General features: G+C 55.7%; 19 protein-coding genes and 4 tRNA genes. 20 read left to right on the top strand and 3 right to left on the bottom strand.

Features of this window, described 5'->3' with window-relative positions; all coding sequences use genetic code 11:
* The first annotated feature begins 42 nt into the window (after window positions 1-42).
* Entirely contained in the window at window positions 43-2,103 is a 2,061-nt protein-coding gene (locus tag MWH02_RS14795) for an AsmA family protein (protein WP_271460914.1), read from the top strand.
* Here MWH02_RS14795 and ppiC read toward each other — a convergent pair whose 3' ends face one another.
* Window positions 2,104-2,385, bottom strand: coding sequence for a peptidylprolyl isomerase PpiC (ppiC, locus tag MWH02_RS14790; protein ID WP_271460913.1), 282 nt, complete (start codon window positions 2,383-2,385; stop codon window positions 2,104-2,106).
* A 72-nt stretch (window positions 2,386-2,457) separates the two neighbouring features.
* On the opposite strand from ppiC, the gene rep reads away from it, so the two are divergent.
* Window positions 2,458-4,479, top strand: coding sequence for a DNA helicase Rep (gene rep, locus MWH02_RS14785; RefSeq protein ID WP_137384900.1), 2,022 nt, complete (start codon window positions 2,458-2,460; stop codon window positions 4,477-4,479).
* 184 nt (window positions 4,480-4,663) lie between these two features.
* Here the strand turns inward: rep and gppA are convergent, their stop codons facing one another.
* Window positions 4,664-6,148, bottom strand: coding sequence for a guanosine-5'-triphosphate,3'-diphosphate diphosphatase (gppA, locus tag MWH02_RS14780; RefSeq protein ID WP_222234962.1), 1,485 nt, complete (start codon window positions 6,146-6,148; stop codon window positions 4,664-4,666).
* A gap of 7 nt (window positions 6,149-6,155) precedes the next feature.
* Window positions 6,156-7,451, bottom strand: a complete 1,296-nt coding sequence (rhlB, locus tag MWH02_RS14775) for an ATP-dependent RNA helicase RhlB (RefSeq protein WP_110867909.1) — start codon at window positions 7,449-7,451, stop codon at window positions 6,156-6,158.
* 117 nt (window positions 7,452-7,568) lie between these two features.
* On the opposite strand from rhlB, the gene trxA reads away from it, so the two are divergent.
* From trxA to MWH02_RS14685, 18 genes are all read left to right on the top strand, one after another.
* Window positions 7,569-7,901 carry a thioredoxin TrxA gene (trxA, locus tag MWH02_RS14770; protein WP_008105741.1) on the top strand — a complete coding sequence of 111 codons (333 nt, stop codon included), beginning with the start codon at window positions 7,569-7,571 and terminating at the stop codon, window positions 7,899-7,901.
* A 345-nt stretch (window positions 7,902-8,246) separates the two neighbouring features.
* Window positions 8,247-9,506: a transcription termination factor Rho gene (gene rho, locus MWH02_RS14765; RefSeq protein WP_008105744.1), complete on the top strand. Its 1,260-nt coding sequence runs from the start codon at window positions 8,247-8,249 to the stop codon at window positions 9,504-9,506.
* A 278-nt stretch (window positions 9,507-9,784) separates the two neighbouring features.
* Complete coding sequence (wecA, locus tag MWH02_RS14760) at window positions 9,785-10,858, top strand: UDP-N-acetylglucosamine--undecaprenyl-phosphate N-acetylglucosaminephosphotransferase (protein ID WP_101763775.1); 1,074 nt, start codon at window positions 9,785-9,787, stop codon at window positions 10,856-10,858.
* A 34-nt stretch (window positions 10,859-10,892) separates the two neighbouring features.
* Window positions 10,893-11,942: an ECA polysaccharide chain length modulation protein gene (wzzE, locus tag MWH02_RS14755; protein WP_192414398.1), complete on the top strand. Its 1,050-nt coding sequence runs from the start codon at window positions 10,893-10,895 to the stop codon at window positions 11,940-11,942.
* Between the two features lie 10 nt (window positions 11,943-11,952).
* Window positions 11,953-13,077, top strand: coding sequence for a non-hydrolyzing UDP-N-acetylglucosamine 2-epimerase (gene wecB / locus MWH02_RS14750; protein ID WP_101763773.1), 1,125 nt, complete (start codon window positions 11,953-11,955; stop codon window positions 13,075-13,077).
* Window positions 13,078-13,079: 2 nt separating this feature from the next.
* On the top strand, window positions 13,080-14,339 hold the full coding sequence (wecC, locus tag MWH02_RS14745) for a UDP-N-acetyl-D-mannosamine dehydrogenase (RefSeq protein WP_271460912.1): 1,260 nt from the start codon (window positions 13,080-13,082) through the stop codon (window positions 14,337-14,339).
* Entirely contained in the window at window positions 14,336-15,412 is a 1,077-nt protein-coding gene (rfbB, locus tag MWH02_RS14740; protein ID WP_271460911.1) for a dTDP-glucose 4,6-dehydratase, read from the top strand. The genes wecC and rfbB overlap by 4 nt, the downstream gene beginning before the upstream one ends.
* A 22-nt stretch (window positions 15,413-15,434) precedes the next feature.
* Window positions 15,435-16,316, top strand: coding sequence for a glucose-1-phosphate thymidylyltransferase RfbA (gene rfbA / locus MWH02_RS14735; protein ID WP_137384905.1), 882 nt, complete (start codon window positions 15,435-15,437; stop codon window positions 16,314-16,316).
* Entirely contained in the window at window positions 16,294-16,992 is a 699-nt protein-coding gene (rffC, locus tag MWH02_RS14730; protein ID WP_271460910.1) for a dTDP-4-amino-4,6-dideoxy-D-galactose acyltransferase, read from the top strand. Before rfbA ends, rffC begins: the two co-directional genes overlap by 23 nt.
* A complete protein-coding gene (rffA, locus tag MWH02_RS14725; RefSeq protein WP_271460909.1) occupies window positions 16,989-18,119 on the top strand; it encodes a dTDP-4-amino-4,6-dideoxygalactose transaminase in 1,131 nt (376 codons plus the stop codon). Before rffC ends, rffA begins: the two co-directional genes overlap by 4 nt.
* Window positions 18,119-19,372 carry a lipid III flippase WzxE gene (gene wzxE, locus MWH02_RS14720; RefSeq protein WP_271460908.1) on the top strand — a complete coding sequence of 418 codons (1,254 nt, stop codon included), beginning with the start codon at window positions 18,119-18,121 and terminating at the stop codon, window positions 19,370-19,372. Before rffA ends, wzxE begins: the two co-directional genes overlap by 1 nt.
* Window positions 19,369-20,439 (top strand): TDP-N-acetylfucosamine:lipid II N-acetylfucosaminyltransferase, encoded by a 1,071-nt coding sequence (wecF, locus tag MWH02_RS14715; protein WP_271460907.1) that lies wholly within the window; start codon window positions 19,369-19,371, stop codon window positions 20,437-20,439. The genes wzxE and wecF overlap by 4 nt, the downstream gene beginning before the upstream one ends.
* Entirely contained in the window at window positions 20,436-21,779 is a 1,344-nt protein-coding gene (gene wzyE, locus MWH02_RS14710; protein WP_192236885.1) for an ECA oligosaccharide polymerase, read from the top strand. Before wecF ends, wzyE begins: the two co-directional genes overlap by 4 nt.
* 28 nt (window positions 21,780-21,807) lie before the next feature.
* A complete protein-coding gene (gene wecG, locus MWH02_RS14705; protein ID WP_271460906.1) occupies window positions 21,808-22,542 on the top strand; it encodes a lipopolysaccharide N-acetylmannosaminouronosyltransferase in 735 nt (244 codons plus the stop codon).
* Window positions 22,543-22,701: 159 nt separating this feature from the next.
* Window positions 22,702-22,778: transfer RNA gene (locus MWH02_RS14700), tRNA-Arg, on the top strand.
* A gap of 90 nt (window positions 22,779-22,868) precedes the next feature.
* Window positions 22,869-22,944: transfer RNA gene (locus MWH02_RS14695), tRNA-His, on the top strand.
* Window positions 22,945-22,960: 16 nt separating this feature from the next.
* A tRNA-Leu gene (locus MWH02_RS14690) sits at window positions 22,961-23,047 on the top strand.
* A gap of 37 nt (window positions 23,048-23,084) precedes the next feature.
* Window positions 23,085-23,161, top strand: a tRNA-Pro gene (locus MWH02_RS14685).
* Window positions 23,162-23,417: the final 256 nt, after the last annotated feature.

The raw sequence follows: 23,417 nt of genomic DNA, 5'->3' as shown, positions 1-23,417 counted from the left end.
GACTATCCTTAGTCAGACGTGGAAGGGCAAGGAGGAAGCAATATGTCACGTACTCGAAAGATCCTGAGCTGGGTGTTCGGGATTTTTTTGTTATTGGTTGTAGTGATTGTGGTGCTCATCGCCACCTTTGACTGGAACCGCTTGAAACCAACGATTAATCAAAAAGTTTCAGCCGAACTGAACCGACCTTTCGCGATTCGCGGCGATCTCGGCGTGGCCTGGGTTCGCAACCGTGAAGAACCTGGCTGGCGCAGCTGGGTGCCGTGGCCGCAGGTGCATGCCGATGATGTGATGCTCGGCAATCCGCCCTCTATTCCTGATGTCACCATGGTTCATCTGCAGCGGGTTGAAGCCACCATTGCGCCGCTGGCGCTGCTGCATCAGCAGATCTACCTGCCGTGGATCAAGATGCAAAAGCCGGATGCGCGGCTGGTGCAAACCGCAGACAAAAAGAATAACTGGACCTTTGATCTCGCCAGCAGCCAGAACAGCGATGCTAACGCCGCGCCTTCTGCCTGGTCCTTCCGCCTCGACAACATCCTGTTCGATCAGGGACAAGTGCGCTATCGCGACGCCGTCAATAAAGCCGATGTCACAGTGACCATCAATCCGCTGGGCAAACCGGTGCCGTACGCCCAGGTGGCGGGCGGTGACGATCAGCAGAAAGGCGCGGGTGATTTTGTCTTTGGCTGGCAGGCGAACGGCACCTACAACAATCAGAAGCTGGATGGCGACGGCAAAATTGGCGGCATGCTATCGCTGCGCAGTAAAACCACGCCGTTCCCGCTGCAGGTGGATGTGCGTAATGGCACCACGCGTGTACGTATTGACGGTACCTTGCAGGATCCGCTCAATCTTGGCGGACTTGATGTGCGTCTGCGCTTCGCGGGCGATACGCTGGCCAATCTGTATGGCCTGACCGGCGTGCTGCTGCCCGATACGCCGCCCTATGAAACTGACGGCCATTTGATTGCGCGTTTCAATGAGGCGAAAGGGCCGCTATTCCGCTACGAGAAGTTTAACGGCCACATCGGCGACAGCGATATTCACGGCTCGCTCACCTATCGTCAGGGCAAACCGCGTCCAACGCTGACCGGTGAATTGACCTCGAACCAGCTGCGGATGGAAGATTTGGGGCCGCTGATTGGCGTCAACTCCGGCAAAGGCAGCGAGAAAACGCAGCAGGCCAAAGCGCAGCGCGGCGAAGCCTCATCGCAGCCCGCCGATCGCGTGTTGCCACACGACAAGTTTGATACCAAGAGCTGGGACGTGATGGATGCGGATGTGAAGTTCAGCGGCAAACGCATTGAACACAGCAGCAAGCTGCCGCTCAGCGATCTCTATACGCATCTGCAGCTGAAAAACGGCGACCTGTTGCTCGATCCGCTGCGCTTCGGTATGGCCAGCGGCAGCATCAACTCCACCATTCATCTGGAGGGCGACCGCAGCCCGATGCGCGGACGTGCCGATTTGCACGCGCGTAAGCTGCGTCTGCGTCAGCTGTTCCCGGATGTTACGGCGATGCAGAACAGTTTGGGCCAGCTCAACGGCGATGCCTCGCTGAGCGGCACCGGCAATTCGGTGGCGGATCTGCTCGGCACCAGCAATGGCGAACTGAAGCTACTGATGAATGATGGCCTGATCAGCCGCAGCCTGATGGAGATTGCCGGACTAAACGTCGGTAACTATGTGGTGGGTAAGCTGTTCGGCGATGATGAAGTGAAGATCAACTGCGCGGCGACCGATATGAATATTCGTCAGGGCTTAGCGACGCCGAAACTGTTCCTGCTGGATACCGAGAACGCGGTGATCAACGTGACCGGCAACGTTAATTTCGCGAATGAACGCATGGACTTGTCGATCAATCCGGAGAGTAAAGGGATTCGCATCATCACGCTGCGTTCGCCGCTGTATGTGCGCGGCACCTTTAAAAATCCGGATGCCGGGGTGAAAGCCGGACCGCTGATTGCACGCGGTGCCGCAGCGGTGGCGCTCGGGGCGGTGGTTGCTCCCGCCGCCGCGTTGATCGCACTGATTTCGCCTAGCGATACTGACGACAATCAGTGCAGTAATGTGCTGCAGCAGATGAAGAATCAGAAGTGATCAGTTACGCCACAGCACTTTGATGATGTGGTAACCAAAGGCGGTTTTCACCGGTCCGTAAGGCTGTAGCAGCGGACAGGAGAAGACCGCCTTATCAAATGCCGGTACCATTTGTCCTTTACGGAACTCACCCAAATCACCGCCGTTGCGTCCGGATGGGCAGGTAGAGTTTTTCTTTGCCAGCTGCTGGAAGTTCGCCCCTTTCTCAAGTTGCGCCAGCAGGGATTTGGCCTGCGCTTCCTCTTTCACGAGGATATGTAAAGCCGCCGCGGTTTTCGCCATGATGAAGTCCTAATGTGTATAATCCGGCCATTATAACCTCCTTTCTTTTGATTCAACTGAGCGAATTCCGTTATGCGTTTAAACCCCGGCCAACAACGAGCTGTCGAATTTGTCACCGGTCCTTGTCTGGTGCTGGCCGGTGCTGGCTCGGGTAAAACCCGCGTGATCACCAACAAAATCGCCCACCTGATCCGCGAATGTGGCTATCAGGCGCGCCATATCGCCGCCGTAACCTTTACCAATAAAGCCTCGCGCGAGATGAAAGAGCGCGTGGCGCAGACGTTGGGGCGTAAAGAGGCACGCGGCCTGATGATTTCCACCTTTCATACGCTGGGACTGGAGATCATTAAACGCGAATACAAGGCGCTGGGAATGAAAGCCAGCTTCTCGCTGTTCGACGATCAGGATCAGCTGGCCTTGCTTAAAGACCTGACCAAACAGTGGCTGGAAGAGGACAAGACGCTGTTACAGCAGCTGATTTCCACCATCTCCAACTGGAAGAACGATCTGGTCGATCCGCAGGGCGCAGCGGGTTTGGCGCAATCGCAGCGTGACCAGATTTTTGCTCACTGTTATCAGCTGTATGACCAACACCTGAAATCCTGCAACGTGCTGGATTTCGACGACTTAATCGCGCTGCCCACGCTGCTGCTGCAGCGCAATCAGGAAGTGCGCGAACGCTGGCAGCAGCGCATCCGCTATCTGCTGGTGGATGAGTATCAGGACACCAACACCAGCCAATATGAGCTGGTGAAGCTGCTGGTGGGTGCGCGCGCGCGCTTTACCGTGGTGGGCGATGACGATCAGTCAATTTACTCGTGGCGTGGCGCGCGTCCGCAAAACCTGGTGCTGCTGCAGCAGGATTTCCCGGCGCTGGAAGTGGTGAAGCTGGAGCAAAATTATCGCTCGACGCAGCGCATCCTGAAATCGGCCAACATCCTTATCGCCAACAATCCGCACGTATTTGAGAAGCGCCTGTTCTCAGAGTTGGGGCAGGGCAGCGAGCTGAAGGTGCTGAGCGCGAATAACGAAGACCACGAAGCGGAACGCGTGGCGGGCGAATTGATCGCGCATCACTTCATCAACAAAACCGCCTATAAAGATTACGCCATTCTCTATCGCGGCAATCATCAGTCGCGCGTGTTCGAAAAGCAACTGATGCAGAACCGTATTCCGTATCGTATTTCGGGCGGTACGTCGTTCTTCTCACGCCCGGAAATCAAAGATTTGCTGGCTTATCTGCGCGTGCTGACCAATCAGGAAGATGACAGCGCGTTTCTGCGTATCGTGAATACGCCGCGCCGTGAGATTGGTCCGGCAACGCTGCAGAAGCTGGGCGAATGGGCCAACCTGCGCAATAAAAGCCTGTATAACGCCAGCTTCGATATGGGACTGGAGCAAACGCTGAGCGGGCGCGGGCTGGAGCATCTGCAGCGCTTTACGCACTGGCTGAGTGAAATCGTCCAGCTGACCGAACGCGAGCCGGTGAATGCGGTGCGTGATCTGATTCGCGGCATCGACTACGAAAGCTGGCTGTTTGAAACCTCGCCCAGCCCGAAAGCCGCTGAGATGCGCATGAAGAACGTTAACCTGCTGTTCCAGTGGATGACCGAGATGCTGGAAGGCGATGAGCTGAACGAGCCGATGACGCTGGCGCAGGTGGTGACGCGCTTTACGCTGCGCGACATGATGGAGCGCGGTGAAAGCGACGAAGAGCTCGATCAGGTGCAGCTGATGACGTTGCACGCCTCAAAAGGGCTGGAGTTCCCGTATGTCTATCTGGTTGGCATGGAAGAGGGGTTATTGCCGCACCAGAGCAGCATCGATGAGAACAACATTGAGGAAGAGCGGCGTCTGGCTTACGTGGGGATTACGCGAGCGCAGAAAGAGCTGACCTTTACGCTGTGCCGGGAACGCCGCCAGTATGGCGAGCTGATGCGCCCGGAACCGAGTCGCTTCCTGCTGGAGTTGCCGCAGGACGATGTGGTGTGGGAGCGCGAGAAAAAAGTGGTGAGCGCCGAAGAGCGCGTGAAGACCGGGCAGACGCGCGTCGCTGGATTGAGAGCGATGCTGGAGAATGCGAAGAAAGGTTGAGTTCCCGGTCCGTGCTCGCAGTCCCCCTCCTCGGTCCGTGCTCGCAGTCCCCCTCCTCGGTCCTCCCCCATGAATGGGGGAGGAAGATGCTGCAAAATGTAAGTGTTGAAGCAGCCTGTGGCAGCATCTCCTTCCCCCGCGGGCGGGGGAAGGTCGGGATGGAGGACAGCCAGCACATCCCCAATCAGGAAATCGTCAGTAACCAGTGCACGTAGGACTGATAATGACTCTCCTGCTCTAACAGCTCAGAACGCAGCGGATGCGCTTCGCGCCAACCGGCCGGCAACGTCAAATGCAGTGCATCATCATCCGCCTGTAAACGCACGGCAGGCAAAGTGTCATCGCGACGACGACTTGAGAAGATAATCGCTAAGCGTAGCAAACGACTTAAACGCTCCGCCATGCGCGGCGGTACGGCGTTTTGCTGGGTCAGCAAGGCTAAATCGATGCTGCCGCTTTGGTTCTGCAGCAGGCAAGCCAGCATTTTTTTCTGCGCGGGAGTGAAGCCAGGAAGATCGAGATGACGAATCAGGTAAGCGGCGTGTTGCGGTGCCTGGCGGAAATCGACGCTCAGGCCAATTTCGTGGATAGAACAGGCGCTAAGGAGTAGATCGCGACATCGGTTATCCAGCTTCCAACTGCTGCTCACCTGACGGAAGAAACTTTCCGCCAACTGACGTACGCGACCGGCCTGGTCAATATCAATGGCAAAACGACGCTGCACGTTCTGCAATGTGCGGCTGCGGATATCACGATCCACCGGCAGATGCAGCATGCCATACACTAAACCTTCGCGCAGTGCGCCGCCGGCTAGCGTCATGCCTTCAATGCTGAGTTCCTGGAAGATAGCGATGAGAATCGATAAACCGCTCGGGAACACTAAGGCGCGCTCCAGCGTCAATCCTTCAATTTCCAGCTCTTCCAACTTGCCGCACTGAATCGCGCGCTGTTTCAGTTGTTGCAGTTTGCTAAGGGTGATGCGCTCATCCATGCCCTGCGCCATCATAATTTCCTGCAACGCTTGTACGGTGCCCGACGCTCCGACGCAGATTTGCCAGCCTTTTTCGCGCAGCGCAGCGGCCACCGGACGGATCATCTCGCGCGCGGCCAGTTCGGCCTGCTCGAAATTCTCTTTGGCCAGATGACGGTCGCTGAAGTAGCGTTCAAGCCAGGTTACGCAACCCATCGACAAGCTGAACAGCGTGGTAGCATGTGAACCTTCGCCAGTCACCAGTTCGGTGCTGCCACCGCCGATATCGACCACTAAACGCTGATCGGAACCGCCGGTGGTATGCGCTACGCCCTGATAAATCAGGCGTGCTTCCTCTTCGCCGCTGATGACATTCACCGCGCAGCCAAGAATGTGTTCAGCCGTTGTGAGGAAATCCTGCGCATTTTCGGCAAGGCGCAGCGTGGCGGTTGCCACCACGCGGATTTGTTCCGAAGGAATATCCTGCAGCTGTTCGGAGAACAACCTCAGGCACTGCCAGCCGCGTTGCATCGCCTCAGCGGAGAGGTGATTCGCTTTGTCGAGGCCAGCCGCCAGACGCACTTTGCGCTTTATCCGCGCGACGGTCTGAATGCTGCCAGACACCTCGCGCACCACCAACATATGAAAGCTGTTAGAACCTAAATCAATCGCTGCATAAAGTGACGATGCGCTTAGCATGGTGTGCTTAACCCGAACGTTTACGGTTGCTATTGCGCGGCGCGCCGCTCCGACGGTTACTGTTGTTCCCGCCACGGCGTGGGCCGTTACCCGAGCGGCTGCGTTGCAGACGTTTCGGCGGTGGCAGTTCGCTCATCAGCGCATCGCTGTTGTACTTGCTGACCGGAATACCGTGACCAATATACTCTTCGATTGCCGGCAGGTTCAGCGCGTACTCTTCGCACGCCAGGCTGATGGAGTGACCGCTGGCACCCGCGCGGCCAGTACGACCGATACGGTGAACGTAGTCTTCGCGATCGTCAGGCAGATCGTAGTTGAACACATGCGTGACGGCAGGAATGTGCAAACCCCGTGCCGCGACGTCGGTGGCAACCAGGATATCCACATCGCCTTTGGTGAAGTCATCGAGGATACGCAGACGTTTTTTCTGCGCTACATCGCCGGTCAGCAGACCCACGCGATGACCATCGGCAGCCAGATGGCCCCAAATGTCTTCACAGCGGTGCTTGGTGTTCGCAAAGATGATGGCGCGATCTGGCCACTCTTCTTCTACCAGCGTCTGCAGCAAGCGCATTTTCTCTTCGTTTGAAGGGTAGAAAAGCTCTTCTTTAATACGGTGGCCGGTTTTCTGCTCGGGTTCCACTTCCACGTATTCGGCGTTGTTCATGTGCTCAAACGCCAGTTCACGCACGCGGTAAGACAAGGTTGCAGAGAACAGCATACTCAGGCGTTGGGTGGCCGGCGGCATGCGGCGGAACAGCCAACGAATGTCTTTAATAAAGCCGAGATCGAACATGCGATCGGCTTCATCCAGCACAACAACCTGAATCGCGCCCAGGTTAACATGGTTCTGCTTGGCGTAGTCGATCAGACGTCCGGTGGTGCCCACCAGAATATCGACACCATCAGCCAGCACTTTCAGCTGTTTATCGTAGCCGTCGCCACCATAAGCCAGGCCCAGCTTTAAGCCAGTGACTTTCGCTAATGGTTCTGCATCGGCATGAATTTGTACGGCGAGCTCACGCGTCGGGGCCATGATCAGCGCACGTGGCTGATTGATCTGGCGACCTTCTGCGGCAGGATGAGAAAGAAGATAATGAAACGTTGACGTCAGGAACGCCATCGTTTTGCCGGTACCGGTTTGCGCCTGACCCGCAACATCACGCCCTGAAAGCGTAAAAGGCAATGCGAGCGCCTGGATAGGCGTGCAGTTAGAAAAGCCTTTGGTATCAAGGGCTTCTACCACCTGAGGGTGCAGGGCGAAGTCGGAAAACTTCTGTTCAGTTAAGTGTGTTTTGCTCATAGTGTGGTAGAATATCAGCTTACTAGCGCTTTACGAAAGCGTATCCGATGAAATAAAGTCAACCTACGTTGGTATCATTTCCGCCAATTCGCCAGGCGCAATCTTTTGGAGTTAAACATGAGCAGCGATAAGATCGTTCACTTGACCGATGACAGTTTCGACACAGACGTACTGAAAGCAGACGGTGTCACTCTGGTAGATTTCTGGGCTGAATGGTGTGGTCCTTGCAAAATGATCGCCCCAATTCTCGACGAAGTCGCAGAAGAGTACGAAGGTAAACTTACCATCGCTAAGTTGAACATTGATGACAACCCGGGTACAGCGCCAAAATATGGCATCCGCGGTATCCCAACTCTGCTGCTGTTCAAGAACGGCGAAGTGGCGGCAACCAAGGTTGGCGCACTGTCTAAAGGACAGTTGAAAGAGTTCCTGAACGCTAACCTGGCCTAAGCCCGGCGCGGTGTTTGTTCGGCAGTGGTGAATTTTTTCGCCACTGCTGGACGTCTCACTTTAAGCGTGTTAAGTTAATTTCACTGCATTACGCTCTTACCTTGTAGTTTGCATCTAAGTTTTCCCTTGTCAGACCCTACTCGCAATGAACGTTATCGTGGTTTGGCAATCTGATGACTAGCACATTCGGCATCATCTTTCGACTGTCTCCTCGTTTCCTATCGCCACATCTGACGATAATCGTCGAGCTGAGTTGAAAAAGAGCCATTAACAGGCATGGAATTTTTGCCATACCACTCACGACAATCATTTCGAGAATTACCCCGAGTTTAAGAACCCATCACTATGAATCTTACCGAATTAAAGAATACGCCGGTTTCTGAGCTGATTACCCTCGGCGAAAATATGGGGCTGGAAAACCAGGCGCGTATGCGCAAGCAGGATATTATTTTCTCTATCCTGAAACAGCACGCAAAAAGCGGCGAAGACATCTTTGGTGATGGTGTGCTGGAGATATTGCAGGACGGATTTGGTTTCCTCCGTTCTGGAGATAGCTCCTACCTCGCCGGTCCCGATGATATCTACGTCTCTCCCAGCCAAATCCGCCGCTTCAACCTCCGCACTGGTGACACCATTTCTGGCAAGATTCGCCCGCCAAAAGAGGGTGAACGCTACTTTGCGCTGTTGAAAGTTAATGAAGTTAACTATGACAAGCCGGAAAACGCGCGTAACAAGATTCTGTTCGAAAACCTTACGCCGCTGCACGCCAGCAAGCGTATGCGTATGGAACGCGGTAATGGCTCGACTGAAGATCTGACCGCACGCGTACTGGATCTGGCTTCTCCGATTGGTCGTGGTCAACGTGGTCTGATTGTGGCGCCGCCGAAAGCGGGTAAAACCATGCTGCTGCAGAACATCGCGCAGAGCATCGCCTACAACTATCCAGATTGCCTGCTGATGGTGCTGCTGATTGACGAACGTCCGGAAGAAGTGACCGAGATGCAGCGTCTGGTTAAAGGTGAAGTGATCGCTTCGACCTTTGATGAGCCAGCGTCACGTCACGTGCAGGTTGCTGAGATGGTGATCGAGAAGGCCAAGCGCCTGGTTGAGCACAAGAAAGATGTGATCATCCTGCTTGACTCCATCACGCGTCTGGCGCGTGCCTACAACACCGTGGTTCCAGCATCAGGTAAAGTGCTGACCGGTGGTGTGGATGCCAACGCCTTGCATCGTCCGAAGCGTTTCTTCGGTGCGGCACGTAACGTGGAAGAGGGCGGCAGCCTGACCATCATCGCGACCGCGCTGGTTGATACCGGTTCGAAGATGGACGAAGTGATTTACGAAGAGTTTAAAGGTACAGGTAACATGGAATTGCACCTCTCGCGCAAAATCGCCGAGAAGCGTGTATTCCCAGCGATTGACTACAATCGTTCCGGTACCCGTAAAGAAGAGCTGCTCACTACGCAGGAAGAGCTGCAGAAGATGTGGATTCTGCGCAAAATCATCCATCCAATGGGTGAAATCGACGCGATGGAGTTCCTCATCAACAAACTGGCCATGACGAAAACCAACGACGAATTCTTCGATATGATGAAGCGTTCCTAAGTTGCGATCGGCGAGTCGCTAAGCCAAGCGGTGATTCGCACAATATGCCAGGAAATATTGCTAACGCCACGTCTTAACGTGGCGTTTTTTATTTATGGGCATTAGGATTAGCGCAGTCAGGAAGCTTTTATATTGACTGTGACAGAGATTCGTTTGTTTTTTCAGCAATCAGACTTTTCTGTAGCAGAATTCGGAATAGGGATATACGGCAATGGCGGGTGTTTTGCATATTGTTGTCCACGATTTTAGCTGAGAGCATTAACGTGAATTTACTCACTATGAGTACTGAGCTTGGTTTAGTTTTTCTTTTTACTTTAGTGTTCCTGTTTTTTGCTCGCAAAGCAGCTAAAAAAATTGGGCTTGTGGACACACCAAACTCCAGAAAAAGGCACCATGGCGCCATTCCGTTAGTTGGCGGCATTTCCGTGTACGCGGGAATCTGCTTCGCTTTTGCCATCTCAAATTATTATTTGCCGCACGCGATGCTGTATCTGAGTTGTGCGGGCGTATTGGTGCTGGTTGGCGCACTGGACGATCGCTTCGATATCAGCGTTAAAATTCGTGCGCTGGTGCAGGCGGCGGTTGCCATCGTGATGATGGTCGGCGCCAAACTCTATTTGCTCAGTCTGGGCTTTATTATCGGGCCGGTTGAGTTAATTGTCGGTCCCTTTGGCTACGTATTGACGCTATTCGCCGTATGGGCCGCCATCAACGCGTTCAATATGGTGGATGGGATTGATGGCCTGCTTGGCGGCCTCTCCAGCGTCACTTTCGCCGCCATCGGCATCATTCTCTATTTCGACGGCCAGACCAGCCTCGCCATGTGGTGCTTCGCGATGATCGCCGCCACCATTCCTTATATCCTGCTTAATCTCGGCTTGATTGGCCGTCGCTACAAAGTGTTTATGGGCGATGCCGGCAGCACCATGATCGGTTTCACCATCATCTGGATTCTGCTGGAAACCACCCAAGGCCTGAGTCATCCGATCACGCCCGTCACCGCGCTGTGGCTGATCGCGATTCCGCTGATGGATATGGTGGCGATTATGTATCGCCGTTTGCGCAAAGGCATGAGCCCGTTTTCCGCTGACCGCCAGCACATCCACCATTTAATTATGCGCGCCGGATTCACGTCACGTCAGGCGTTCCTGCTGATTACCGTCGCCGCCGCGCTTCTGGCGGGTATTGGTGTGCTCGGCGAGTATCTGGCTTTCATCCCGGAATGGGTGATGCTGGTGCTGTTCATGATGGCATTCCTCCTTTATGGCTATTGCCTGAAACACGCATGGCGCGTGGCGCGCAAAATCCGTCGGATTAAACGTCGCTGGCAAAGCAGCGAAGATAAAAAATAAATTACCCAGAAAGTACCCTGATAAGGATTTTGTTATGACCTCTGTCGTTGTGGAGAACGAACTGGATATACGTGGCCTTGGCTGCACACTCTGGCGTGGTAAACGCTGGATTATCGGTCTGGCGCTGCTGTTTGCGCTGGTCGCCTGGTTAGCATCGATGTTAATGAAGCAGGCGTGGAGCACCACGGCGGTGACCGATCGTCCAACGGTCAATATGCTGGGTGATTTCTTCGTACAGCAGCAATTCCTCAATAATCTGGATGTGCGCACCAATACGCTCAATCTCAGTTCGCCAGCGCCGACCGTGATGGATGAGGTTTATCAGGAGTTCACCATGCAGCTGGCATCATGGGATACGCGCCGTGATTTCTGGCAGCAGACCGAATACTTCAAAAGCCGCAAAAGCGGTAACGCGCACAACGATGCGGCGCTGCTCGACGACCTGATCACCAACATTCAGTTCACCGCTGCCGACCCGGCGCGCAATATCTTAGATAACATTAAGCTGGTGGCCGAAACCGCCAGCGATGCTAACAATCTGCTGCGTCAATATATTGCCTACGCCAGCGAGCGTGCGGCGCGTCATCTTAATGCGGAGCTGAAAGGCGCCTGGCAGGCGCGCAGCGTGCAGCTGGCGTCGCAGGTTAACCGCCAGCAGGAAGTGGCGCAGACGGTATTTGAACGTCAACGTCAGCGCATCGAACAGGCGCTGAAAGTGGCGAGCGAGCAGGGGATTAAAGAGAATCGCGCGCCGGCAACCGGCGAAGCGCTGCCAGACAGCGATCGTTTCCTGCTGGGTCAGCAAATGCTGCAGGCGCAACTCGACACTTTACAAGCCAGCGGGCCTGCTTACGATTTAAGCTATGATCAAAACAAAGCGATGCTGAGTACGCTGCAGGCCGGTCCGCGTCTGGATAAACAATTCCAGACTTACCGCTATTTGCGCACCCCGGAAGAGCCGGTGTCGCGCGATAGTCCGCGCCGCCTGTTTATGATGATCATGTGGGGCGTAATTGGCGCGCTGGTCGGTGCGGGAGTGGCGCTGGTGCGTCGTCCGCGTTCAACGTTAGCAACGAGCCATTAAGAGAAGCCACGTGAAAGTTCTGACGGTATTTGGCACGCGTCCTGAAGCGATCAAAATGGCTCCGCTGGTGCAGGCGCTGGCGCAGGATGCTGCGTTCGAGTCACGCCTATGCGTCACCGCACAACATCGTGAAATGCTCGACCAGGTGCTGCGTTTGTTCCAGCTGCAGCCTGATTATGATCTGAATATCATGCGCCCGGAGCAAGGGCTGACGGAGATCACCAGCCGCATACTGCAGGGCATGAAAACCGTACTCGCTGATTTCCAGCCGGATGTGGTGTTAGTGCACGGCGATACCACCACCACGTTTGCGGCCAGCCTGGCGGCGTTTTATCACCAGATTCCGGTGGGTCACGTAGAAGCGGGATTGCGTACCGGCAACCTGATGTCGCCGTGGCCGGAAGAGGCCAATCGCACGCTCACCGGCCATCTCGCCAGTTATCACTTCACGCCCACGCAAAATTCGCGACAAAATCTGCTGCGCGAGAATCTGCCGGATGCGCGCATTTTCGTGACGGGCAACACGGTGATTGATGCGCTGCTGTGGGTGCGTGATCGCGTGCTGGACGATGCCGATCTCAATGCCCGCCTCGCCGCGCGCTATCCGTTCCTCGACGCTGACAAAAAACTCATTCTGGTTACGGGTCATCGCCGCGAAAGTTTTGGCGACGGCTTTGAACGCATTTGCAGTGCGCTGGCGCAAATCGCGCGCCAGCATCCGCAGGTGCAAATTGTCTATCCCGTGCACCTCAATCCCAACGTCAGCGAGCCGGTTAACCGCATTCTCAGCGGCATCGAAAATATCATCCTGATTGAGCCGCAAGAGTATCTGCCGTTTGTCTGGCTGATGAATCGCTCATGGCTGATTCTCACCGACTCCGGTGGCATTCAGGAAGAAGCGCCGTCATTAGGCAAACCGGTGCTGGTGATGCGCGATACCACCGAGCGTCCGGAAGCGGTGGAGGCAGGCACGGTGAAACTGGTCGGCACCGATATCAGTAAAATTGTCGCTGAAGTCAGCCTGCTGTTGCAGGACGATGAAGCCTGGCAGGCAATGAGTCGCGCGCACAATCCGTATGGCGATGGCCATGCCTGCGCGCGCATCTTGCAGGCCCTAAAACAACACAGAGTGTAACCATGCGTTTTGAAACCATTTCCGTTATCGGACTGGGCTACATTGGGCTGCCAACGGCAGCCGTTTTTGCCTCAAAGGGAAAGAAAGTCGTTGGCGTGGATATTAATGTCCGCGCCGTTGAAACCATCAATCGTGGCGATATCCATATCGTGGAACCCGAGTTGGGTGATGTGGTGCGCGAAGCCGTGCGTGCCGGTCATCTACGTGCGACTACACAGGCCGAAGCCGCCGATGCATTCCTGATCGCCGTGCCCACGCCGTTTATCGGCGACCATCAGCCGGATCTCAGCTATGTGCAGGCCGCGGCGCTGTCGATTGCACCCGTGTTAAAAGCGGGCGATCTGGTGATCCTCGAATCGACGTCGCCGGTGGGCGCCACCGAGCAAATGGCGGAATGGCTGGCGGCGGCGCGTCCCGATTTGCGTTTCCCGCAGCACGGTGATGCGTGCGATGTGTTTATCGCTTACTGCCCGGAGCGCGTGTTGCCCGGCAAAGTGATGGTTGAACTGCTGGAAAACGATCGCGTCATTGGTGGCATGACGCCAGCCTGTTCCGCACACGCCAGCGAGCTGTACCGCATTTTCCTGCGCGGCGCGTGTGTGGAAACCAATGCGCGTACCGCCGAGATGTGCAAATTGACAGAAAACAGCTTCCGCGATGTGAATATCGCCTTTGCCAATGAGCTGTCGCTGATTTGCGCCGAGCAGGGCATCAACGTGTGGGAGCTGATAGCGCTGGCGAATCGCCATCCGCGCGTCAACATCCTGCAACCCGGACCGGGCGTCGGCGGGCACTGTATCGCCGTCGATCCGTGGTTTATCGTGGCGCAGAATCCAGAACAGGCGCGACTGATTCGCACCGCACGTGAAGTGAATGATGCCAAACCGGGCTGGGTGCTGGATCAGGTAAAAAAGGCGTTAGCAGAGTGCCTCACCGCCAGCGGAAAACGCGCCAGCGATGTCACCATTGCCTGCTTTGGTCTGGCCTTCAAACCGAATATTGACGATCTGCGCGAAAGTCCGGCGATGAGCGTCGCCCATCGGATTGCCGAGTGGCACAGCGGCGCAACCTGGGTGGTTGAACCGCATGTGGAAGACATTCCGCAACGTCTGGCGCACGAAGCCACGCTGGTTGCCACGGACGTAGCGCTGCAGCAGGCGGATATTCTGGTGATGTTGGTTGATCACGCACAGTTCCGCGCGATTGATGCGGCCCAGATTGCCCAGCCGTGGATTGTTGATACCAAAGGCGTTTGGCGATGAAACAGTTTCTGGTGACCGGCGGGGCAGGATTTATCGGTTCTGCGCTGGTACGTTTTCTGCTTGAAAACACTGAACACCGCGTGGTGGTGGTCGATAAGCTGAGCTATGCCGGCAATCTGGCGTCGCTGGCGCCGGTGCAACAGAATGCACGTTTCGCCTTCGAACAGGTGGATATTTGCCATCGCGCTGAGCTGGATCGCGTCATGGCACACTATCAACCGGATTGCATTATGCATCTGGCGGCAGAAAGTCATGTTGACCGCTCGATCGATGGACCTATCGCCTTCATCGAAACCAATATTGTCGGCACCTATCAGCTGCTGGAAGCGGCGCGTCATTACTGGAATGGCATGGCAGATGAACGCAAAAAAGGCTTCATTCTGCATCATATCTCCACTGATGAAGTGTTTGGTGACCTGCACGGTAGCGACGATTTCTTTACCGAAACCACGCCGTATGCGCCGAGCAGCCCCTATTCGGCGACCAAAGCCAGCAGCGATCATCTGGTGCGCGCCTGGCTGCGCACCTACGGTTTGCCGGTCATCATCACTAACTGCTCCAACAATTACGGACCGTATCATTTCCCGGAGAAGCTGATCCCGCTCACCATCATTAATGCGCTGGCGGGCAAACCGCTGCCAGTGTATGGCAACGGCAGCCAGATACGCGACTGGCTATATGTAGAGGATCACGCGCGGGCGCTGTATAGCGTGGTGAGCAGCGGCAAAGTAGGGGAAACCTACAATATTGGTGGTCATAACGAGCGACGTAATCTTGAAGTGGTTGAAACGCTGTGCGATCTGCTGGATGAGTTGGCGCCGCAGCAGCGTGCACCGCACCTGAGCCGCTACCGTGACCTGATTACCTTTGTTAGCGATCGTCCCGGCCACGACCAGCGCTACGCCATCGACGCCAGTAAAATTAAGCGTGAGCTGGGTTGGACGCCGCAGGAAACCTTTGAGAGCGGCATTCGTAAAACCGTGCAATGGTATCTGGCAAACCCGCAATGGTGGCAGGCAATTCTTAACGGCAGCTATCGCGGTGAGCGTCTGGGATTAGCCACGCCGCGTTAAACGCACTTCAGAAGGAGCAGCGATGAAAGGCATTATTTTAGCCGGAGGTTCGGGCACGCGTTTGCATCCGATTACCCGCGCCATCTCGAAACAGCTGTTGCCGGTATATGACAAACCCATGATTTACTATCCGCTGTCGGTACTGATGCTGGCAGGGATTCGCGAAATTTTGATCATCACCACGCCAGAAGATCGCGCCCATTTTGAACGCTTACTGGGCGACGGCAGTGAATTTGGGATTCAGCTAACCTATGCAGAACAACCCAGTCCTGATGGGCTGGCGCAGGCATTTATCATTGGCGAAAGTTTTATTGGTGACGATCACTGTTGTCTGGTGCTGGGCGACAATCTCTATTTCGGCCAGGGTTTCAGCCCCAAGCTGAAGAAAGTGGCCGCGCGCAGCAGCGGCGCGACCGTCTTTGCTTATCAGGTGATGGATCCGGAGCGCTTTGGCGTGGTGGAGTTTGATGACGACTTTAACGCGCTCTCCATTGAGGAAAAACCGCAGCAGCCGAAATCGCGCTGGGCGGTCACCGGCCTCTATTTTTACGATAATCGCGTGGTGGAGTTTGCCAAACAGGTGAAACCTTCCGAGCGCGGTGAGCTGGAAATCACCGCCATCAACCAAATGTATCTCGATCAGGGCGAGCTTGCAGTGGAGTTGCTAGGGCGCGGATTTGCCTGGCTGGATACCGGCACGCACGACAGCCTGATTGAGGCGAGTATGTTTGTGCAGACGGTGGAAAAACGGCAGGGCTTTAAAATTGCCTGCCTGGAAGAGATTGCATGGCGTAACGGCTGGCTGAGCGATGCCCAGCTTTTAGCCGCGGCTCAGGCGCTAACCAAAACCGGCTACGGCCAGTATCTGCTGGATGTTCACAATGCCCGTCCGCGTCAATATTGATCCCCTTACATGGGAAAATGAGTTCTTCGGTCAGAACAGCGTGCGCTTATCGCTGGATGGCGATTTGGTGCTGGCCGAGGCCCTTCAGCAGCCGTATGCGCTGTGGCAAGTGAAGGTGCCCGCTGAACGCGTTGATGCCATCGATGCGCTGAGCCAGCATGGTTTTCAGTTAGTGGAAGGCGAAGCTGACCTTTCCCTCAGCATCAAACATACCGAGCGGCAAGTTGGCGTGCGCATTGCGCGGGAAGCACAAATCCCGGCACTGCGTGAAGCGGCTGCGCAGGCGTTTAGCCAAAGTCGCTTCCGCGCGCCGTGGTTTGCTGCGGCGGACAGCGGACGTTTCTACGCGCAGTGGATTGAAAATGCGGTGCGCGGCACCTTTGATAATCAATGTCTGGTGGCCTGCGATGAGCAGGGCGCGCTGCAAGGTTTCGTCTCGATGCGCGAAGTGGACGGCGACATGCGCATCGGTCTGCTGGCGGTATTGCCCGCCGCACAAGGTTGCGGCGTCGGCCAGCGCCTGCTGCTTGCTGCCGCCGACTGGGGCCGCGTACGTCAGCTAACGCATCTGCGCGTGGCGACCCAGCTCAGCAATCTCACGGCGATGCGCCTCTATTTACGCAGCGGTGCGCGGCTGGAAAGCACCGCTTACTGGTTCTACAGGAAAGCCTCATGATCCCATTTAATGCGCCGCCGATTGTCGGCAGCGAAGTTGAATATATGCAGTCGGCGATGGCCAGCGGCAAGCTGTGCGGCGATGGCGGCTTCACTCGCCGCTGCCAGCAGTGGATGGAACAGCATTTCGGCAGCAGAAAAGTGCTGCTGACGCCATCCTGCACCGCGTCGCTGGAGATGGCGGCGCTGCTGATTGACCTGCAGCCTGGCGATGAAGTGATCATGCCGAGCTACACCTTCGTCTCCACCGCCAACGCCTTTGTGCTGCGCGGCGCGATCATTGTGTTTGTCGATGTGCGCCCCGATACGCTGAATATTGATGAAACGCTGATTGAAGCGGCGATCACGCCGAAAACCCGCGCCATCGTGCCAGTGCATTACGCGGGCGTGGCCTGCGAGATGGACAGCATCATGGCGCTGGCGGCGAAGCATAAACTCTATGTTATCGAGGATGCCGCGCAAGGCGTGATGTCGCAGTACAAAGGACGCGCGCTCGGCACCATTGGTCACATTGGCTGCTTTAGCTTTCACGAAACTAAAAATTACACCGCCGGCGGTGAAGGCGGCGCAACGCTGATCAATGACGCGAAGCTGGTGGATCGTGCCGAGATCATTCGTGAAAAAGGCACCAACCGCAGCCAGTTTTTCCGTGGTCAGGTAGATAAATATACCTGGCGCGATATTGGCTCCAGCTATTTGATGGCGGATTTGCAGGCGGCCTATTTGTGGGCGCAGCTGGAAGCGGCGGAGCAAATTAATCAGCAGCGTTTGCGTTTGTGGCAACGCTACTACGATGCGCTGCAGCCGCTGGCTGCTGCCGGCCGTATTGAGCTGCCGGTAGTGCCAAAAAATTGCCGCCACAATGCACATATGTTCTACATCAAGCTGCGCGACAGCGACGATCGTCAGGCGCTGATCAACTGGATGAAAGAGGCGGAAATTCTCACGGTGTTCCATTACATCCCGCTGCACTCGTCGCCAGCGGGTGAACGTTTTGGCCGCTTCCACGGTGATGATGCCTTTACCACGCGTGAAAGCGAGCGCCTGCTGCGCCTGCCGCTGTTCTACAACTTATCGGATAACAACCAGCGTACGGTGATCAGTTCGCTGCTGAGTTTCTTTGCCTGATGTCATTAGCAAAAGCATCAGTCTGGACCGCTTCTTCCACGCTGGTAAAAATCGTTGCTGGCCTGCTGGTGGTGAAACTGTTAGCGATAAGCTTCGGACCCGAAGGGATCGGGCAAGCCGGTAACTTCCGCCAGCTGATTACTGTACTCGGCGTATTGGCGGGCGCGGGCATCTTTAACGGCGTCACTACGTTAGTCGCGCAACATCAGCAACAGCCACAACAACTGCGCGCGGTGACCGGCACGGCTTCGGCGATTGTGCTCGGTTTTTCAACGCTGCTGGCGCTGGTGTTTTTGCTGGCGGCAACGCCCATCAGCACGGCGCTGTTTGGTCATGCTGAATATGCCAACGTGGTGCGCATTGTTGCCTTTCTACAGCTCGGTATTGCCTGGGCCAATCTGACGCTGGCGTTGCTGAAGGGCTTCCGCGATGCGCGCGGCAATGCGCTGGCGCTGATTGCCGGAAGTATCGTCGGCGTGCTGGGTTATGTGCTGTGCTGGTGGCTGGGCGGCTATGCTGGTGCGTTAGTGGGATTGGCGCTGGTGCCGGCGCTGCTGGTGTTTCCGGCGTTGCTGATGCTGCGTCGCCATCGCGATCGGCTGCCGATGAGCTGGCTGATGCCAGGCTGGCATCCTGACCTGGCGCGCAATCTGGCGAAGTTTACGCTGATGGCGCTGATCACTTCATTCACCTTGCCGGTGGCGTGGGTGATGATGCGAAATCTGCTGGCCGAGCAGCAAGGTTGGGCGCAGGTCGGTTTATGGCAGGGCGTGACCAGTATTTCCGATGCCTACCTGCAATTTATCACCGCCACCTTTAGCGTCTGGCTGCTGCCCACGCTGGCGCGGCTGGAGCAGAAACCGCAAATCGCCCGTGAGATTGGGCGTGCGCTGCGCTTTGTGTTACCTGCCGTCGCAGCGGCCAGTTTCTGCGTATGGCTGCTGCGCGATGTCGCTATCTGGCTGCTGTTTTCGCCGCAGTTCAGCGCGATGCGTGACCTTTTCGTCTGGCAGTTGTGTGGTGATGTGTTTAAAGTCGGCGCCTATGTTTTCGGATATCTGGTGATCGCCAAAGCGTCACTGCGCTTCTATATTCTGACGGAAATCAGCCAGTTTGCGCTGCTGACCGGTTTTTCCCATTGGCTGATTCCGCTGCACGGGACCGCCGGGGCCGCGCAGGCTTACATGGCAACCTACGTTCTCTATTTCGCCCTTTGTTGTGGCGCCTTCATGATTTATTGCCGGAAAAAATGACGACTTTTCACGTATTGGGATCGGATATCCCGCATCACAATCATACGGTGCTGCGCTTCTTTAATGACGTGATGAGCGCCGAGCTGCCTGGCGCTGCGCCGCGTCAGTTTATGGTGGTATCCAGCGCGCCCGAAACGCTGCAAGCGTATGCTTCATTGCAGATTGAAACCTTTGCCAGCAAGCGTGCGCTGGCGCAAGCGGTGGTGACGCGTGCTGCCGATCGCTCGCAGCGCTTCTTCTTTCACGGCCAGTTTAATCCCAGCATTTGGTTGGCCTTGCTGAGCGGCAAACTGCGTCGTCAGCAGGCGTTCTGGCATGTATGGGGCGCAGATCTCTACGAAGAAGGGCGCGGCCTTAAGTATCAGCTGTTTTATCTGCTGCGCAGAATGGCGCAAGGGCGCGTGGCGCGCGTGTTTGCGACGCGCGGTGATGTGCACCATTTCCAGCAGCGTCATCCGCGCGTTCCCGCCTCGCTGCTCTATTTCCCGACGCGCATGCCGGACGTGGCGCTGCCTGCGCCAGTGAAAAGCCCCGATTTCACTATTCTGCTCGGTAACTCCGGCGATCGCAGTAATCGTCACATTGCCGGTTTAGAGGCGATTCGAGCCCAGTTTGGTGAACAGGTGAAAATCGTCGTGCCGCTCGGTTATCCGCAGAATAATCACGCTTATATCGATGAGATTGCCGCCGCCGCACAGCGCCTGTTCCCGGCGGGGCAAGTGACGCTGCTGCGCGACAAGATCGACTTTGATGCCTATCTGACATTGCTTAGCCGCTGCCAGCTCGGCTATTTTATGTTCGAGCGCCAGCAAGGCATTGGTACGCTTTGCTTGCTGATTCAGGCCAATATTCCGTTTGTGCTGAACCGCAAAAATCCGTTCTGGCGCGATCTTAGCGAGCAAGGTTTGCCGGTGCTGTTTAGCGAAGATGCGCTGGATAGCGCCAGCGTGGCCGAAGCGCAACGGCAATTAGCGCAATGCGATCACTCTTCGATCGCCTTTTTTGCCCCCGGCTATCTGGCAGGCTGGCGCGACGCGCTAACCCTGAGTGAAAGGGAGAGAACATGAGCCTGATGCAGTTTAGTGGTCTGCTGGTGGTTTATCTGTGTTCGCTGGGTTTCATTCTGACCCTAACCTGGCGGGAATTTAAACGGGTGCGCTTCAACTTCCACCTGTTCTTCACCATTTTGTTTTTACTGACCTTCTATTTCGGCTTCCCGCTGACCAGCGTGCTGGTATTCCGCTTTAACGTGGCGGTGGTGCCGCCGGAATATCTGCTGCAGGCGCTGCTGGCCGCTACCAGCTTTTATGCCATCTATTACGTTAGCTATAAGGTGCGGCTGCGGCCGGCCAATGCGCCTGCGCGCAAACCCTGGCTGCAGATGAACCGGGTTGAAACCCATCTGACCTGTCTGCTGCTGGCGCTGGTGGCGATTGGCACCGTGACGGTGTTCTTTATGCACAACGGCCTGCTGCTGTTCCGGCTTTCGGCTTACAACCAGATCTTCTCCAGCGAAGTGTCCGGCGTGGCGCTTAAACGCTTCTTCTACTTCTTTATTCCGGCGATGCTGATTCGCTACTTCCTCAAGCCAACCCAGCGTCAGTGGCTGTGGTTTTTGCTGGTGTCGGTGGCATTTGGCTTGCTGACCTACGCGCTGGTGGGCGGCACGCGCGCCAATATCATTATCGCGTTCGCGCTGTTCTTGTTTATTGGCATTACGCGCGGCTGGATCACACTGTGGATGCTGGTTGGCGCCGGTGTGATGGCGATTGGCGGTATGTTCTGGCTGGCGTTGCGTCGCTATAACCTCGACGTGGTGGGCGATGAAGCGTTTTATACCTTCCTTTATCTGACGCGCGATACCTTCTCGCCGTGGGAAAATCTGGCGCTGTTACTGCAAAACTACGACAAGATCGATTTTCAGGGGCTGGCACCGATTTGGCGCGATTTCTACGTGTTCATTCCCAGCTGGATGTGGCCGGGACGTCCAACAGCCATTCTTAACAGCGCTAACTACTTTACCTGGGAAGTGCTGAATAACCATTCAGGCTTGGCGATCTCGCCCACGCTGTTGGGTTCGCTGGTGGTGATGGGCGGCGTGTGGTTTATCCCAATCGGTGCGGTGGCTGTCGGCCTGCTGATGAAAGGCTTCGATAACCTTTATCTGTATGGCCGCGATACCAGCAATCGTTACAGCGGGGCGATTTTGCAGAGTTTCTGCTTCGGCGCGGTGTTTAATATGATCGTGCTGGCGCGTGAAGGGCTGGATGCTTTCGGCTCGCGCGTGGTGTTCTTTTGTCTGATTTTTGCGGCCTGTATGTGGGCGGCTAAATTGCTTTACTGGCTGTTGGCGCGCGCGGGGTTGATTCGTCCGCGCAGCGAGCCGGTTTTACACAGCCCTTCTTAACCTTTGGGCACAACGGGAAATTCATATCATGGAAACCGATAAGCCGCGCTATAGCCTGCGCGGAGTCGATCTTCACGCCTTCAACGATATGGCGAGCTTTCTGCGCTTTCTGCTGCCCGAGGGTAAACCGCGTTGCGGCACGCTGGTGGCGATGAATGCCGAGAAAATGCTCACGCTGGAAGAAGATGCGCAGCTACGCGCACTGATCGCTGAGGCTGAGTTCAAATATCCGGATGGCATCAGCATCGTCCGTTCGCTACGTAAGAAGTATCCTCAGCTGCAGGTGAACCGCATTGCAGGCGCGGATTTATGGGAAGCGTTGATGGAGAATGCAGGGCGTAGCGGCATTCCGGTGTTTCTGATTGGTGGACGTCAGGCGGTGCTGCAGGAAACCTGCGACAAGCTGCGCCGACAGTGGAATGTGAATATCGTTGGCAGTCAGGATGGTTACTTTGCGCCTGAAGCGCGCGACGCGCTGTTTGCCCGCATCGCCGCGAGTGGTGCGCAGATTGTCACGGTGGCGCAAGGTTCGCCGCGCCAGGAGCTGTTGATGCGTGATTGCCGCGCCCATTGGCCGCATGCGCTCTATATGGGCGTTGGTGGCACTTACGATGTGTTTACCGGGCACGTTAAGCGCGCGCCCGTTTGGTGGCAAAAGTCCGGACTGGAATGGCTTTATCGCCTTATTCGTCAGCCTTCGCGTCTGCGTCGCCAATTAAAGCTGCTGAAATACTTACGCTACCATTGGCGGGGCGACCTCTGAAATTGCTGGTTTTTCCAGCGAAAATGAGAGGGTAAGCGCCTCAAACTGCTGTAATTATCGATGGAATGCACAAAGCGTAATCAAACGCGTTTTTTTTCTAAAAAAGGGCTGGACAGTATGAGGTCAAGCCCGTAGTATGCCCATCCGCAACGGCGCTACGCGCCCGTAGCTCAGCTGGATAGAGCGCTGCCCTCCGGAGGCAGAGGTCTCAGGTTCGAATCCTGTCGGGCGCGCCATTTAGTTTGTGCGCAAGAGCTTCGGTGGTTGGTTAGACCGCGTTATGCAGTGAATTAGTAAGCGAAACACGCTTACGCACCAGAATTATGGTGGCTATAGCTCAGTTGGTAGAGCCCTGGATTGTGATTCCAGTTGTCGTGGGTTCGAGTCCCATTAGCCACCCCAGATTTTGCTCGGTCACGCGATGGTGGCGGAATTGGTAGACGCGCTAGCTTCAGGTGTTAGTGTTCTTACGGACGTGAGGGTTCAAGTCCCTCCCTTCGCACCAGGCAAAATTACGCAGTAGCGTTAAAGAAGTAAAAAATCGGCGAGTAGCGCAGCTTGGTAGCGCAACTGGTTTGGGACCAGTGGGTCGGAGGTTCGAATCCTCTCTCGCCGACCATATTCGAAAAGCCTGCTTGAAAAAGCAGGCTTTTTTCGTTTGTATCCGCCATTCATATTCTCAACTCTTACCATCATTTCCTTTGAGCGTTATTCCGCACATTGTCGCTATTTAGATACATATAAATCATTGATTTATATGGGCATGACAATTCCTTGCATAGCTTGTCGTTCTGCGGAGACAGCTTATTGAGTGATCGTCGCGTTTTACCGACAGTGGCTAACACCGGGATTGTGGCAGGGACTATATCCTGTTG

The organism is Pantoea leporis, from assembly GCF_028048155.1.
In the GTDB taxonomy this organism is placed as follows: Bacteria; Pseudomonadota; Gammaproteobacteria; order Enterobacterales; family Enterobacteriaceae; genus Pantoea; species Pantoea leporis.
This window is presented reverse-complemented; position numbering and strand designations above follow the sequence as displayed.

What these genes read in the sequence shown, in the direction of transcription:
- MWH02_RS14795 (WP_271460914.1), top strand. Translation starts at nt 43, where the DNA reads ATGTCACGTACTCGAAAGATCCTGAGCTGGGTGTTCGGGATTTTTTTG.
- ppiC (WP_271460913.1), bottom strand. Translation starts at nt 2,385, where the DNA reads ATGGCGAAAACCGCGGCGGCTTTACATATCCTCGTGAAAGAGGAAGCG.
- rep (WP_137384900.1), top strand. Translation starts at nt 2,458, where the DNA reads ATGCGTTTAAACCCCGGCCAACAACGAGCTGTCGAATTTGTCACCGGT.
- gppA (WP_222234962.1), bottom strand. Translation starts at nt 6,148, where the DNA reads ATGCTAAGCGCATCGTCACTTTATGCAGCGATTGATTTAGGTTCTAAC.
- rhlB (WP_110867909.1), bottom strand. Translation starts at nt 7,451, where the DNA reads ATGAGCAAAACACACTTAACTGAACAGAAGTTTTCCGACTTCGCCCTG.
- trxA (WP_008105741.1), top strand. Translation starts at nt 7,569, where the DNA reads ATGAGCAGCGATAAGATCGTTCACTTGACCGATGACAGTTTCGACACA.
- rho (WP_008105744.1), top strand. Translation starts at nt 8,247, where the DNA reads ATGAATCTTACCGAATTAAAGAATACGCCGGTTTCTGAGCTGATTACC.
- wecA (WP_101763775.1), top strand. Translation starts at nt 9,785, where the DNA reads ATGAGTACTGAGCTTGGTTTAGTTTTTCTTTTTACTTTAGTGTTCCTG.
- wzzE (WP_192414398.1), top strand. Translation starts at nt 10,893, where the DNA reads ATGACCTCTGTCGTTGTGGAGAACGAACTGGATATACGTGGCCTTGGC.
- wecC (WP_271460912.1), top strand. Translation starts at nt 13,080, where the DNA reads ATGCGTTTTGAAACCATTTCCGTTATCGGACTGGGCTACATTGGGCTG.
- rfbB (WP_271460911.1), top strand. Translation starts at nt 14,336, where the DNA reads ATGAAACAGTTTCTGGTGACCGGCGGGGCAGGATTTATCGGTTCTGCG.
- rfbA (WP_137384905.1), top strand. Translation starts at nt 15,435, where the DNA reads ATGAAAGGCATTATTTTAGCCGGAGGTTCGGGCACGCGTTTGCATCCG.
- rffC (WP_271460910.1), top strand. Translation starts at nt 16,294, where the DNA reads ATGCCCGTCCGCGTCAATATTGATCCCCTTACATGGGAAAATGAGTTC.
- rffA (WP_271460909.1), top strand. Translation starts at nt 16,989, where the DNA reads ATGATCCCATTTAATGCGCCGCCGATTGTCGGCAGCGAAGTTGAATAT.
- wzxE (WP_271460908.1), top strand. Translation starts at nt 18,119, where the DNA reads ATGTCATTAGCAAAAGCATCAGTCTGGACCGCTTCTTCCACGCTGGTA.
- wecF (WP_271460907.1), top strand. Translation starts at nt 19,369, where the DNA reads ATGACGACTTTTCACGTATTGGGATCGGATATCCCGCATCACAATCAT.
- wzyE (WP_192236885.1), top strand. Translation starts at nt 20,436, where the DNA reads ATGAGCCTGATGCAGTTTAGTGGTCTGCTGGTGGTTTATCTGTGTTCG.
- wecG (WP_271460906.1), top strand. Translation starts at nt 21,808, where the DNA reads ATGGAAACCGATAAGCCGCGCTATAGCCTGCGCGGAGTCGATCTTCAC.